Genomic DNA, 12,818 nt, shown 5'->3' with positions numbered 1-12,818 from the left:
CACAGCATGAAGTAAGAAGCAGCGGATTGCGCGGGATCTGTCGCGCCGGGCGACGAGGTCGCGAGCCTCTTCCCCCTGCTTTCGGAGCACTTGCGCGGGGGTTCAGAATCGGCACACTGTCCGGCAGGTGCAGCTGGCCGCGAACCCCTTGATTTTTCAGGGTTAACACGAGCGGCCGGCGCCCCCGAACGACAATCGACCTGAAACCGACATCCAGGATTGGGAGGAAATCATCTGATGCTTCGTCGAAACTTTCTGAAAGGCGCCGGAATCGGCGTTGCGGCCAGTGCCGTTGCTGCGCCGGCCATCGCGCAAAGCGCGCCCGAGATCAATTGGCGCCTGACGTCCAGCTTCCCGAAGAGCCTCGACACCATTTATGGCGCGGCCGAAGTCTTTGCCAAATATGTCTCCGATGCGACCGACGGCAAGTTCAAGATCCAGGTATTCCCGGCTGGCGAGCTGGCGCCGGGCCTCGAGGCTGCCAACGAGGTCTCCAAGGGCACGGTCGAGATCTGCCATACCTGCAGCTACTACTACTGGGGCAAGGACCCGGCCTTCGCCTTCGGCACTGCCGTGCCCTTCGGCCTCAACAGCCGCATGCAGAATGCCTGGATGTATCATGGCGGCGGCATCGAATTGATGAACGAGTTCTATGCCGGGCATAACCTCTTTGGCCTGCCCTGCGGCAATACCGGCGCGCAGATGGGCGGCTGGTTCCGCAAGGAGATCAAGACCGTCGACGACCTCAAGGGCGTCAAGATGCGCATCGCCGGTTTCGCCGGCAAGGTGATGTCGGGGGTCGGTGTGGTGCCGCAGCAGATCGCGGGTGGCGAAATCTACCCGGCGCTGGAGAAGGGGACCATCGACGCCGCCGAATGGGTCGGGCCCTATGACGACGAGAAGCTCGGCTTCTACAAGGTGGCGCCCTACTACTACTATCCGGGCTGGTGGGAAGGCGGCGCCTATCTCCACATCATGATCAACACCGAGAAGTGGAACTCGCTGCCGAAGAACTACCAGGCGATCGTCTGGGCGGCGGCGCAGGCGGCCAACAGCGACACCCAGGCCAAGTACGATTTCCTCAATCCGACGGCGTTGAAGAAGCTGGCCGCCTCCGGTGCGCAGCTGCGGCCCTATCCGCAGGACGTGCTGGAAGCCTGTTTCGCCTCGGCCAAGGCTGCCTATGAGGAGATCAGCGCCAGCAATGCCGCGTTCAAGAAGATGTACGATGCGATGTCGGCAGTGCGCGCCGACCAGTATCTGTGGTTCCAGGTGTCGGAACACACCTTCGACACCTTCATGATGAACCAGCAGCGCAAGAAGGCGCTCTGAGCGTTCTCTCGCCGCCAAGTGCGAAAGGCCCGGAACCTTGGTTCCGGGCCTTTTTCGTGGCGGTTCAGTTGAAATCCGGCGGCTGCGACAGGTCGAGCGGCGGCGGTCCCTCGATCACCGGCAGTTCGCCCAGCCCCTCGCTGGGTGGGATCAGGATTTCGATCTGGTTGGGATCGACGGTCGGCAGGTCCGATTTGTAGTGCAGCACCATGTCGGGATAGAGCAGGGCGGCGGCGACCATGATCGCCTGCAGCACGATGAACACCACCGCGCCGCGATAGATTTCCTCTGTCCTGACGCCGGCGATGGTCCGGCCGGTGACCTTGTCGATCCAGGGCGCCGTCGGCGCCACCGAACGCATGTAGAAAAGAGCAAAGCCGAAGGGCGGTGTCAGGAAGCTGGTCTGCATGTTGATGGCCAGCAGTACGCCGAACCAGATCGGGTCGATGCCGAGATTGATCGCCACCGGCGCCAGCAGCGGGATGACGATGAAAGCGATTTCGAAGAAATCGATGAAGCAGCCCAGGATGAAGACCAGGATGTTGACGGCGATCAGGAAGCCCCAGACGCCGCCGGGCAGGCCCGACATCAATTCCTCGACCCAGACATGGCCGTTGACACCGTAGAAGGTCAGCGAGAAGACGCGCGCGCCGATGAGGATGAACAGCACGAAGCAGGACAGCTTGGTCGTCGATTCCAGCGCCTGTTTCAGCAGGTCCCAGCTCAAACGACGCTTGGCCAGCGCCATCACCAGGGCGCCGCTCGCCCCCATCGCACCACCCTCGGTCGGTGTCGCGATGCCGAGAAAGATGGTGCCGAGGACCAGGAAGATCAGGGCCAGCGGCGGGATCAGCGTAATGATGACCTGCTGCGCGAGGCGCGACAGCAGGTTGAGGCCGAAGGCGCGATTGGCCAGGGCGATGGCATAGGCGACGCTGGCGGCGATCGTCGCCGCCCAGATGTCGGCGCCTGAGCCGATGCGATTCACGAGCAGGTGGTGCGCGGCGAGGCCGATCACGATCGCAAGGGCCACCATGGCGAGCAGCGAAGCCGTCCCGCTGCCCAGCGTCCTCGCCTCCTTCGGCAAGGCCGGCGCGGCGTCGGGACGGAAGATGGAAATCACCAGCACGTAGCCGCAATAGAGTGCGGTCAGAATGAGGCCGGGAACGATCGCCCCGGCATACATGTCGCCGACCGAGCGACCGAGCTGGTCGGCAAGGACGATCAGCACAAGCGATGGCGGGATGATCTGTGCCAGCGTGCCCGACGCCGTAATGACGCCGGTCGCCAGCGAGCGGTCATAGCCATAGCGCAGCATGATCGGCAGCGAGATGAGGCCCATCGCCATAACCGAGGCGGCGACCACGCCGGTCGTGGCGGCCAGGACGGCGCCCACCAGGATGGCGGCATAGGCGAGGCCACCGCGCACCGGGCCGAACAACTGGCCGACCGTGTCGAGCAGATCCTCCGCCATATTAGATTTCTCCAATATGATGCCCATGAAGGTGAAGAACGGGATGGCCAGCAGCGTCTCGTTGTTCATGACGCCGAGCAGGCGCCCGGGCGAGGCCTGGAGGAGCGGCCAGGACAGGGTAATCTCGCCATTGGAGAGCGGCGCCAGCTCGACCCCGATGAAAAAGAAAAACAGGCCGTTGGCGGCGAGCGCAAAGGCGACGGGATAGCCCAGGATCAGGAACAGCACCAGGGAGGCGAACATGATCGGGGCGAGGTTGTGGGCGATGAATTCGATCATCGGCCGCGCCCCCCGTGCTGGTCGCCGCCCATCGATTCCTGCACCAGCGGTGGCACCGCATGCTGCGGGTATGGTTCGTCGATCAGGCCGGCGATGACCGCGGCACGCTTGATGATCTCGGAGAAGGCCTGGGCGAGCAGCAGGATGAACCCGGCCAGAATGATCGCCTTGGCCGGCCAGATGATGAGGCCGCCCGCGTTCATCGACATTTCCTGGCTGGCATAGGAATCGATCAGGAAAGGCGTGCTTAGCCAGACCATCATGCCGACGAAGGGCAGCAGGAAGACGATGTGGCAGACAAGATCGATCCAGTCGCGCGTGCGCTTGCTGAGCCGGCTGGAGAGCACGTCGATGCGGATATGCTCGTTCCTCTGCAGGGTATAGGCCGCCGCCAGCATGAAGACGGCGCCGAACAGGTACCATTGCAGTTCCAGCCAGGCGTTCGAACTGGTGTCGAACGCCTTGCGGATGATGGCGTTGCCGGCGCTGACCAGTACGGCGACAAGGATGAGCCATTTGACCGCGCGGCCGACAAAAGCCGTCACGGCATCAATGCCGCGGCTGACCGCGAGCAATGCCTGCATGCCCCTTTCCTCCCGAAACGGCGCCGTTCGCGGCGCATCTTGAGCCTCGGTTAGAACCTAGCTAATGCCTTGAATTGGCGCAATGATTTAGGTCCTCGGCCGGATGAGACTTTAGTCGGGCGAGGAAAGTGTCGCGGGCGACCGGCTCAACCCTGGCTGCCGCGCAGGCTGACTGTCAGGATGCCGGCACCGATCAGAAGGCTGCCGCCGACCCGGTTGACCGTGCGGATCAGGCTCTGGTTGCGGATTGCCGCCCGCGCCCGCGAGGCGACCAGGGCGTAGACCAGCACGTTGGCAAAGGCGAGTACCAGGAACGTTGCCTCAAAAATGATCATCTGCGTCAGGAAGGGTGCGGTCGGATTGATGAATTGTGGCAGGAAGGCGACGAAGAAGGTGATCCCCTTGGGGTTGAGGGCCGTCACGATCCAGGCATGCCCAACCATCTTCAGGGCGGTCGCCCGGTCGCTGCGCGGGCTGGCCTGGAGGGTGCCGCCAGCCCGCCACAATTTAATGCCGAGCCAGACCAGATAGGCGGCGCCGACCCATTTCAGGGCAGTGAAGATCGTCGCCGACGTGGCGAGCAGGGCGCCCAGGCCCAGAAGCGAAACGGTCATGGCGGTGAAATCGCCCATGGCGACGCCGATCGCCATGGGGAGGGCGCTGCGCCAGCCCTGGCCCAGGGCATAGGAAACGACCAGCAGGATGGTGGGGCCGGGGATCACCAGCAGAATTGTGGTTGCCGCCGTAAAGGCCGCCCATGTTTCCCAAGCCATCGCGCACCTCGCCCATGCCCCGTGAGGGGCACCAAGCCACAGCCGGCCGGGGTTGGCAATCCCGATCGGGGAAGCGGCCTGCGGCCGCTCAGGACGTGGAACCGTCGGGGAAGCGGAAGCCGAGGTCGCGCGCGGCCAAATAGCCGCCATCGGTGATCCGGCTCCAGACCAGGGCGGATTTGCGGTGGCGCAGATAGGAGGTGACGATGCGCCTGGTGATATCGTCGCCGCCCTCGAGCACTTCGCCGACAACGTCACTCGCCGCCGACCCGAAGGCCATCAGCAGGTCGCGCGAGAATTTCTTCAGCTTCACCCCGTGTTCGTTGACCAGGGTGGCGAGGGCGCCGGGGCTGCGGCCGCTGTATTCCGCCGAGGTCAGGTCGTTCTCCGCCTGGCAGGCAGCCGCCACGATCTGGCGCAGATCGTCCGGCAGGGCCGCAAATTTGGCCTTGTCGACGACGCATTCGAGGCCGGTACCGGGCTCCTGGAATCCCGGCCAGTAATAGAGCTTGGTGATCTTGTAGAGGCCGAGGGATAGGTCGTTATAGGGGCCGATCCACTCGGCACCGTCGATGCTGCGGTCCTGCAGCCGGCCGAACAATTCGCCGCTGGAAAGCGTCACCGTCTCGACGCCGAGCTTCTTCAGGGCGTCGCCGCCATAGCCGGGAATGCTGAAGCGGCGGCCCTTGAGGTCGGCGACGTCATTCACCTCGTCAAGGAACCAGCCGCCCATCTGGACGCCGGTATTGCCGGCCAGGAACGGCTTGGCGCCGACGGAATCATAAAGTTCGTCCCATAATTCCTGACCGCCGCCGAAATTGATCCAGCCATTGAACTCGGCCGGTGTCAGGCCGAAGGGCACGGCGCTGAAGAAGCCGGCCGCTGGCAACTGGCCGATATGGTAGAGGGCAAAGTCATGGGCCATCTCGGCCATGCCTTGGGAAACGGCGGCCAGACCCTGCAGCGGCGATACAAGTTCGCCGCCGGCGAACACCTTCACCGTCAGCCGACCGGCGGAGAGCTGGCCGATGCGCTCGGCCAGTCGCTCGGCGCTGGAACCAAGGCCGGGCAGACCCTTCGGCCAGGCCGTGACCATGCGCCATTCGATGCGGCTCTGGGCGAGGGCGGGTCTGGGATAGCTGCCGGCGATTGCCGCGGCACCAGCGCCAGCGGCGCCGGCAGTAAGGGCCCCGGTCAGAAAACGGCGACGTCGCATGAATGGTCCTCGATAAATCTTCCGGCCGTCGCGTGGCGCGTGCCGGCAATCACCTTCAACATGCGGCGGAAGCTATCAGTTCCTGAATGGCAAGAAAAGCGACGCCAGGGTGAACCGGGCCAGCCTGCGGCAGCCTAGCTTTCGATCCGCTGCCAGCCGTCCGGGCCGTACCGCTCCAGCGGGCGGAACCGCCGCTTGTAGTCCATCTTCTGGCTGCCATCGACCCAATAGCCGAGATAGAGATAGGGGAGCTGGGCCTGGCGGGCCAGATCGAGGAGGCGCAGCACCACATAGGTGCCAAGGCTGTTTTGCGGCCGGTCGGTGGTGAAGAAGCTGTAGACCGCCGAGATGCCGTCGCTGCTCCAGTCGGTCAGGCAGGCGGCGATCAGGTTGCGGGCACGGTCGCGGAATTCCACCATCCGGGTATCGACCGGGCTGTCGGCCACCATGCTGGCATAATCCTGCGGCCCCATGCCGACCATCTCGCCGTCATTGTGGCGCATCTCCAGATACTGGCTGAACAGCTGGTACTGCTCCTGCGTCGGATGCGCCGGCCGGACCTCGGCCGTCAGGCCGGCATTGCGGGCAAGGACCCGGCGCATCGAGCGCGATGGCCGGAAACCGGCGATGTCGATCCGTACCGGGACGCAGGCCTGGCAGGCCGCACAGGCCGGGCGGTAGGCGATGGAATGGCTGCGGCGGAACCCGGCGCGGGACAGCAACTCGAACATCTCGCCGACCTGTGTGCCGGCGAGTTCGGTGATGATCTTGCGCTCCATGCGATCAGGCAGATAGGGACACGGTACCTCCGTCGTCACCATGAAGCTGACCGGGAAGCTGCGGCTCTGGACGCTCATGGCATTATCCTACGACAGCGCAGAACCGAGAGCCAGAGGGCTGCGAAGGGGAGGGGGGTGCGATCAGCCGCGGCGGCGGATCACCACCGTGCCGGCAACCAGATCGTGCAGCAGGCGGCTTTTCTCCAGAAACAGTCCGAGCAGCAGCACGGGGAAGAAGATGCTGATGCTGGCCAGGAACATCGCCACCATCAGGAAAGCCTGAACGGTATCGATCGGACGGCCGTTGGCGGTAGCCACCCTGAGATCGAAGGCGCGCATGCCCCATGTACCATTGTTCGTACCGGCGATCATGAAGGTTGCCAGGATGGCGTGGATGACGATGGGGGCTACCAGGAACGCGGGGATGCTGAGCAGGCCCAGGGTGAAGACCGCGGCGGTGCACGAACCCAGCCAGAGAACGAAGGATAGAATGCCGACCAACACGAAATCGAGGATTGCCGCACAACAGCGCCGCAGCAGGATGCCGTCATAGAGTGCCGGGGAATCGAGATCGGGGCTATCGGAATCCGGCACGGCGCCAAATCCGCGCGAAGCCCGGTGATCACGGCTGTCCCGCCCGCCGCCGTTGCCAGCGCGTCCGCTGCCGGATTGGAGCGGTGCTAGGTCGATCGATGGGGGGCGGCGCTCGGTCAATGCTGGTGTCAATCCTCGGTGGGCGCGTGCAACAACATATGGTAGGGCAGGCTGCCGCGTGCAAGTGATGCCCCGGCGGCTCGCCGCTGGTCACGCGAATGTCAGCCGCCGGAATTGCTGGGCGGGATGATTTCGGCCGGCGGGCCGGCCGGAACGGCAGGCGCCGGCGCCTCGGTCGAAGGAGCCGGCGCAACGGCCGGCACGTCGCTCAGCAACACGATGGAAATGCGGCGGTTCTGCGGGTCGTTGGGATTTTCCTTGATGAAGGGGTCGGTTTCGGCGCGGCCCTGGACGGTAGCGATCTTTGCGGGGGCGACGCCGCCCTGAACCAGGACGCGCCTGGCGGCATTGGCTCGATCGCTGGACAATTCCCAATTGCCGCGGCCATCGCTGGTGACGAAGGGGGTCGCGTCGGTATGACCGGAAATGGCCAGCTTGTTGGGCATGTCCTTGACCGCCTGGGCGACCAGGCCCAGCAATTGCTGGCTCCGCCCCTCCAGCGTGGCGCTGCCGGAGGCGAACATGGATTCCTTCTCCTTGTCCAGCAGTTGGATGCGCAGCCCCTCGGGCGTCTGGTCGATCTGCAGATTGTCCTTCAATCCGGAAAGCTCCGGCGTCTGGTCGATCACCTGCCGGATCTGTTCCTTGACCTGCTCGAAGCGCTGTGCCTCCTCGGCGCGCAGGGCTTCTGCTGCCTGCTCCGCGTCGACTGGCGTGGCGCCTTCCGGTCCGGTCTGGCTGTCCGGGCCCTCGCCACCGGCACCGGCGACAGATTCCTCGTCATCGCCTTCGATATCGGCCTGGGCTGCGGCGGCCCCGCTCATGGTTTCCAGAACCTGCGGCTGGCCGTCGAGCACGGCGACGGTGGCGGATTGGTCGGAAATGGCGATGGTCGGCGTGAAATAGTCCGAAAGGCCCTTCTTCTGATCCTCGGTCGTGGAACTGAGCAGCCAGAGCAGCAGGAAGAAGGCCATCATCGCGGTGACGAAATCGGCATAGGCGACCTTCCAGGCACCGCCGTGATGGCCGCCGCCCGATTTCTTGATCCGCTTGATGATGATCGGTCTTTCATCGGCCGCCATGGCCAGGACCTCTCATGACTTCCGGGGGCCGCGTCACGGCGCCGGCAGGGCGCTGACCGCCTGTTCGACCTCGTAGAAGCTCGGCCGTTCGGTCGACCACAGCACCTTGCGGGCGAATTCGACCGAGACGGCCGGCGGATAGCCCTGCATATGTGCCAGCAGCCCAGCCTTCATACACTGGTAGTATTTGGCATCGGCATTATCGACGCCGGCGATCGCATTGGCCAGCGGCCCGGCAAAGCCGTAGGCGACGAAGACACCGAAAAACGTGCCGACCAGTGCGGCACCGATCAATCCACCCAGGATGATCGGCGGCTGATCGATCGATCCCATCGTGTGAATCACGCCCAGCACCGCGGCGACAATGCCGAGAGCGGGCAGGGCGTCTGCCATGCTCTGGATACCGTGGCTGCCGACATGCAGTTCGGCGTGATGCGTCTCGAGTTCCGAATCGATCAGGGTTTCGACCTCATTCGGGTTCTCGGTCCCCAGTGTCATCATGCGCAGATAGTCGCACAGGAATTCCACTGCGTGATGGTCGTGCTGGAACTTCGGGAACTGGCCGAAGAGGGTACTTTCGTCCGGCTTCTCGACATGTTGCTCGAGAGCCAGCATGCCCTTCGTCTTGGCCAGGCGAAACACCTGGTAGAGCACCGAGAGCAGTTCGACGTAATGCTCTTTCTTGTAGGTCGGCCCCTTGATCGCGCGCTTGACGCCTTTGCCGATGGCCTTCAGGCCGGTCTTGGTGTTGCCGATGATCATGGCGCCGATTGCGGCGCCCAGAATGATAATGAATTCCAGGGGCTGCCACAAAATACCAAGATGGCCGCCATGCACCGCATACGGAACAAGCACACAGAGAGTGACAAAGATGGCGCCGACAATGACCAGCATGGATAGCCCGAACCCGCCCCAATGAACAGCCGACCCCAAAATGGCCAATCTTAGTTAACACAAGGTTTAGGATTCGGGGCAAGGGGCTAGGATTGCTGCCGATTTTTCGTTTTTTGCGACGATTTCAGTTCGGCACGTCATCTGACCGGCTGGACAGGCGTCGTGTGTCGAATCCGGCCCCTTCCAGGGCGGCGATGATCTCCTCGGCGTGGCTGGCATTGCGGGTCTCGATCACCACGTCGATTTCGGCCCGCTTGGCCGGCAGGTCGAAGAACATGCGCTGGTGATGCACCTCGATGATGTTGCCGCCGGTGCTGCCGATCAGCCTGGCAACCAGGGCGAGCACCCCCGGCTGGTCGGAGATCTCGATGCGCAGCGTGACGACGCGGCCATCGCGGAACAGGCCGCGCATCAATACCTGGGCCAGGAGGCGGGAATCGATATTGCCGCCCGAGACGATTGCCGCCACTTTCCGGCCGCGGAAATGCTCGGGATAGGCGGCGATGGCGGCCAGCGCCGTGGCGCCAGCCCCCTCGGTCACCAGGCGTTGCACCTCGACCAGCAGGTTGACCGCGGCCTCGATCTGTTCTTCCTCCAGCAGGAGCACGTCCTTGACGTGCTTCTCGACGATGGCGCGAGTGAGCACGCCCGGCGATTTGACCGCGATACCGTCGGCCAGGGTCTGGCCCCCATTGTTGGGCGGCAGCTTCTTCACGGCATGATGCATCGAGGGATAGAGGCGGCATTCGGCGCCATAGATCTCGATCTCCGGGTGCCTTGCCTTCAGCGCCGTGGCGATGCCGCCGATGAGTCCGCCGCCGCCGATCGGCGCCACCAGCACGTCGATCTCGGGCGCCTGCTCCAGCAATTCGAGGCCGATCGTCCCTTGGCCCGCGACAATGAGGGGGTCGTCATAGGGATGCACGAAGACGAGGTCATGCGCCTTGGCGAGTTCGCGCGCATGCAGCGCCGCGGCGTCGATGGTATCGCCCTGCAGCACCACCCGGGCGCCCAGCGCCGCGGTGCGTTCGGCCTTGGTGAAGGGGGTGCCTTCCGGCATCACGATGGTCGCCGGGATGCCGAGTCGCTGGGCGTGGTAGGCGACACCCTGGGCGTGGTTGCCGGCCGACATGGCGATGACGCCGCGCCGCGCCTCCTCCGGCGTCAGGCTCTTCAGCTTGTTGAGCGAGCCGCGATCCTTGAACGAGCCGGTGAATTGCTGGCTCTCCAGCTTCAGCCACAGCCCGGCAAGGCCGAATTGCTGGGCGAGGCGCGGTGCCGCGACGGCGGGGGTGCGGACCACCTCGCCCAGGATGCGGGCAGCGGCGGCTTCGATATCGGCGAAGGTCGGGAGGGGAAGCTCGGTCGTGCTCATGGTGCACTCTGCAGCGGTTTGAGGGTCAGCAATCTGGCCCCGTCCTGGCCGATCGGCCGCAGGCGGCCGGCCTGCCAGTCATCGAGCCAATCGGCATAATGGGACGAGAATGGATTACCGGACTGGCCGCCGGCAATGACGAAACGCGGACCGGCGGGATCGCCCAGATCATGCACGAAGCGCAGACCGGGACCATGCACATGCGGGAGGGCGACGCCGTCGCGGGGCGGCAGCGGGGTGCCGCGGTTGATGGTGAAGAAATCGCCGTCGGTAGCCATGTCCGCGTCGAGCCAGTCGCGCAACAGCGGCACGTTGCGAAAGACAGGGTGGCGGAAATACGCCCGGTGGCTGTCGCCCCAGCGCCAGGACGCCATGTCGGCGCCATAGGCCGCGGTCAGGTCGGTGACCGCCTGGCGCAGCGCGCCGGCGACGATGTCATCGCAGGTCTCGACCACGTCGCTGCCCAGGTCGTCGCAGAAGCGACGGTCATTCAGCACTGCCTCGACCCGGTCAATCTGCCAGAACCACCATTCGTCGAAGGCGCCGCCCATCTCGTCCAGCAGCAGGGCGCGGGCAGTCCGGTCCAGCCACAGCGCAGCGATGAGGGGGGCGGCCTGGTCCCGCGCCATGGCGCCGTTCCAGGATGCCAGGATCCGGGCCGCGTCCGGGGCTGCGCGCGCGGCCAGCGCCTGCCAGCGTCGGGCGAAGGCAAGCATCGGCGCCGAGTGGTTGTCCATCTGCATGCCGGCAAAATCCGCCGCCGCGAGCCCCTCGGTCTGCGCCAGCAGCGTCCTGATCTGCCGTGTCCGCGTATCGTCCGGCCAATCCGCGGTCAGAAACGGCTGATAGCCGGGCGGCCGGATGTCGCTGTTGGCCGTGACGATGATGTCGTCGCCGCCACCCCGGATCTGGGGCAGTTCGGCAAAGGGCAGCACGCCCAGCCAGTCATGGGCGCCGGTCCAGCCGGGTGCCGGCAGGCGGCTGTTCGCATGCGGCGCGCGCCGCACCGGGACGCGTCCGGCGGCGATCATGCCGGTAACGCCGTCCTGGTCGGCGAAAACGATGTTCTGCTGCGGCGCATGGAAATCTGTGAGGGCCACCTCGAGCGCCGCCGCATCGACCGCGTGGTTGATGGCGAGGATGGCCTCGGCTGTGCGGTCGTCGGGCAGCAATGCGGTCCAGGCCAGGGCCAGGACGGTTTCCGCCGCCGGGTCGACGTCGGAGACGACCGGGCCATGCCGTGTCGCCCGCACGGTGACAACCACATCCTCAGCGTCCTTGACGCGAATGCGTTCCTCGCGGGTGGAAAACGGCATCGGGCCATCTGGCGTTTCGTAGCGATCCGGCTGTCCTGCGACCAGCCGCTCGACGAACAGGTCCTGCGTGTCGCTATGAGTCGTGGTGAAGGACCAGCTGACCCGGCCGTTGCTGCCGATGACGATGAAAGGCAAGCCCGGCGCGGTGGCGCCCTGCCAGTCCCAATCGGGTGTGGTCAGGCGCGCGAGATACCAGGTGCTGGGCAATCCCAGGCCAAGATGCGGATCATTGGCCAGCATCGCGCCGCCGCTACCGGCCAGCAGCGGGCCCACGCTCCAGCTGTTCGAGGCAAGGCCGATTGGCTGGCGCCAATCGCTCCGCGCCGCGTTGACGACGGGTCGGTCTACCAGGAGGTCAAAGAGCGGCGCGGGCAGCAAGTCGCGCAGCCGCCGGTTCTGCAGCTCTCCCTCCCAATTGGCCGAGAGGTCGAGCGCCATCAGGCGCCCCCAGATGAGCGAATCAACCGGGTGCCACGGCTCGGGATCGTAGCCGAGCAGACGGAATTCGGGCGGCAGGGCGCCCTGGCGGGTGCCGAGTTGTGCATTGACGCCGGCGGCATAGGCTTCGAGGGCCTCGCGCAGGGCCGGGCTCGCGGCCCGGAACTGCGCCTCGGCCGAGCGGTGGAGGCCGAGGATGCGCATGCGCCGGTCGATGGCGAGGACATCCGGCCCGATCACCTCGGCCAGGCGGCCGGCACCGAGGCGGCGCATCGCATCCATCTGGAACAGCCGATCCTGGGCGTGGAGAAAGCCGAGGGTGAAATAGGCGTCGTGGCTCGAGGCGGCGGTGACGCTGGGCACGCCCCGATCATCACGGCGAATGGTGACTGCGGCCTGCAGCCCCGGTACCTGCAATTCACCCGTTTCCTGCGGCAGGCTGCTGCGCAGATAGAGGAACCCGGCACCCCCCGCCAGGCCAGCCAGCCCGACCAGCCCCAGGATGCAGATAAGGCTTCGGCGCAGCCAGCGGCGCATTCTTGTCATTCGAGCCCTTGCCGGA

11 protein-coding genes are annotated in these 12,818 nt (G+C 65.2%); 1 reads left to right on the top strand and 10 read right to left on the bottom strand.

The genetic code is table 11. The annotated features are described in order from the left end of the window. The first annotated feature begins 237 nt into the window (after positions 1-237). Positions 238-1,332, top strand: a complete 1,095-nt coding sequence (locus A8950_RS14130) for a TRAP transporter substrate-binding protein (RefSeq protein ID WP_133614321.1) — start codon at positions 238-240, stop codon at positions 1,330-1,332. Between the two features lie 64 nt (positions 1,333-1,396). Here the strand turns inward: A8950_RS14130 and A8950_RS14125 are convergent, their stop codons facing one another. The 10 genes from A8950_RS14125 to A8950_RS14080 form a co-directional block, all read right to left on the bottom strand. Then, positions 1,397-3,085: a TRAP transporter large permease gene (locus tag A8950_RS14125; protein WP_133614320.1), complete on the bottom strand. Its 1,689-nt coding sequence runs from the start codon at positions 3,083-3,085 to the stop codon at positions 1,397-1,399. Further along, positions 3,082-3,669 carry a TRAP transporter small permease subunit gene (locus A8950_RS14120; RefSeq protein WP_133614319.1) on the bottom strand — a complete coding sequence of 196 codons (588 nt, stop codon included), beginning with the start codon at positions 3,667-3,669 and terminating at the stop codon, positions 3,082-3,084. Before A8950_RS14120 ends, A8950_RS14125 begins: the two co-directional genes overlap by 4 nt. Positions 3,670-3,815: 146 nt before the next feature. Then, positions 3,816-4,442, bottom strand: coding sequence for a LysE family translocator (locus A8950_RS14115; protein ID WP_133614318.1), 627 nt, complete (start codon positions 4,440-4,442; stop codon positions 3,816-3,818). 88 nt (positions 4,443-4,530) lie between these two features. Further along, positions 4,531-5,658 carry a TRAP transporter substrate-binding protein gene (locus A8950_RS14110; RefSeq protein WP_133614317.1) on the bottom strand — a complete coding sequence of 376 codons (1,128 nt, stop codon included), beginning with the start codon at positions 5,656-5,658 and terminating at the stop codon, positions 4,531-4,533. 134 nt (positions 5,659-5,792) lie between these two features. Then, positions 5,793-6,515: an arginyltransferase gene (locus tag A8950_RS14105; RefSeq protein ID WP_133614316.1), complete on the bottom strand. Its 723-nt coding sequence runs from the start codon at positions 6,513-6,515 to the stop codon at positions 5,793-5,795. Positions 6,516-6,578: 63 nt separating this feature from the next. After that, complete coding sequence (locus tag A8950_RS14100; protein ID WP_166645183.1) at positions 6,579-7,031, bottom strand: RDD family protein; 453 nt, start codon at positions 7,029-7,031, stop codon at positions 6,579-6,581. A 221-nt stretch (positions 7,032-7,252) separates the two neighbouring features. Next, positions 7,253-8,233, bottom strand: coding sequence for a flagellar motor protein MotB (gene motB, locus A8950_RS14095; protein ID WP_133614314.1), 981 nt, complete (start codon positions 8,231-8,233; stop codon positions 7,253-7,255). A 33-nt stretch (positions 8,234-8,266) separates the two neighbouring features. After that, complete coding sequence (gene motA, locus A8950_RS14090; RefSeq protein ID WP_133614313.1) at positions 8,267-9,127, bottom strand: flagellar motor stator protein MotA; 861 nt, start codon at positions 9,125-9,127, stop codon at positions 8,267-8,269. Between the two features lie 124 nt (positions 9,128-9,251). Next, positions 9,252-10,502 (bottom strand): threonine ammonia-lyase, encoded by a 1,251-nt coding sequence (locus A8950_RS14085; protein ID WP_133614312.1) that lies wholly within the window; start codon positions 10,500-10,502, stop codon positions 9,252-9,254. After that, the gene (locus A8950_RS14080) at positions 10,499-12,802 is read right to left on the bottom strand and encodes a penicillin acylase family protein (RefSeq protein ID WP_133614311.1); all 2,304 of its coding nucleotides are present in this window, start codon (positions 12,800-12,802) and stop codon (positions 10,499-10,501) included. Before A8950_RS14080 ends, A8950_RS14085 begins: the two co-directional genes overlap by 4 nt. Positions 12,803-12,818 lie beyond the last annotated feature (16 nt).

It is taken from the genome of Dongia mobilis, from assembly GCF_004363235.1.
Classification (GTDB): Bacteria; Pseudomonadota; Alphaproteobacteria; order Dongiales; family Dongiaceae; genus Dongia; species Dongia mobilis.
Note: the sequence above shows the minus strand (reverse complement) of the source record. Positions and strands in the feature narration are given on the sequence as shown.

Bases quoted from the DNA above. Each gene is read 5' to 3' on its own strand.
- A8950_RS14130 (WP_133614321.1), top strand. From the start codon at position 238: ATGCTTCGTCGAAACTTTCTGAAAGGCGCCGGAATCGGCGTTGCGGCC.
- A8950_RS14125 (WP_133614320.1), bottom strand. From the start codon at position 3,085: ATGATCGAATTCATCGCCCACAACCTCGCCCCGATCATGTTCGCCTCC.
- A8950_RS14120 (WP_133614319.1), bottom strand. From the start codon at position 3,669: ATGCAGGCATTGCTCGCGGTCAGCCGCGGCATTGATGCCGTGACGGCT.
- A8950_RS14115 (WP_133614318.1), bottom strand. From the start codon at position 4,442: ATGGCTTGGGAAACATGGGCGGCCTTTACGGCGGCAACCACAATTCTG.
- A8950_RS14110 (WP_133614317.1), bottom strand. From the start codon at position 5,658: ATGCGACGTCGCCGTTTTCTGACCGGGGCCCTTACTGCCGGCGCCGCT.
- A8950_RS14105 (WP_133614316.1), bottom strand. From the start codon at position 6,515: ATGAGCGTCCAGAGCCGCAGCTTCCCGGTCAGCTTCATGGTGACGACG.
- motB (WP_133614314.1), bottom strand. From the start codon at position 8,233: ATGGCGGCCGATGAAAGACCGATCATCATCAAGCGGATCAAGAAATCG.
- motA (WP_133614313.1), bottom strand. From the start codon at position 9,127: ATGCTGGTCATTGTCGGCGCCATCTTTGTCACTCTCTGTGTGCTTGTT.
- A8950_RS14085 (WP_133614312.1), bottom strand. From the start codon at position 10,502: ATGAGCACGACCGAGCTTCCCCTCCCGACCTTCGCCGATATCGAAGCC.
- A8950_RS14080 (WP_133614311.1), bottom strand. From the start codon at position 12,802: ATGACAAGAATGCGCCGCTGGCTGCGCCGAAGCCTTATCTGCATCCTG.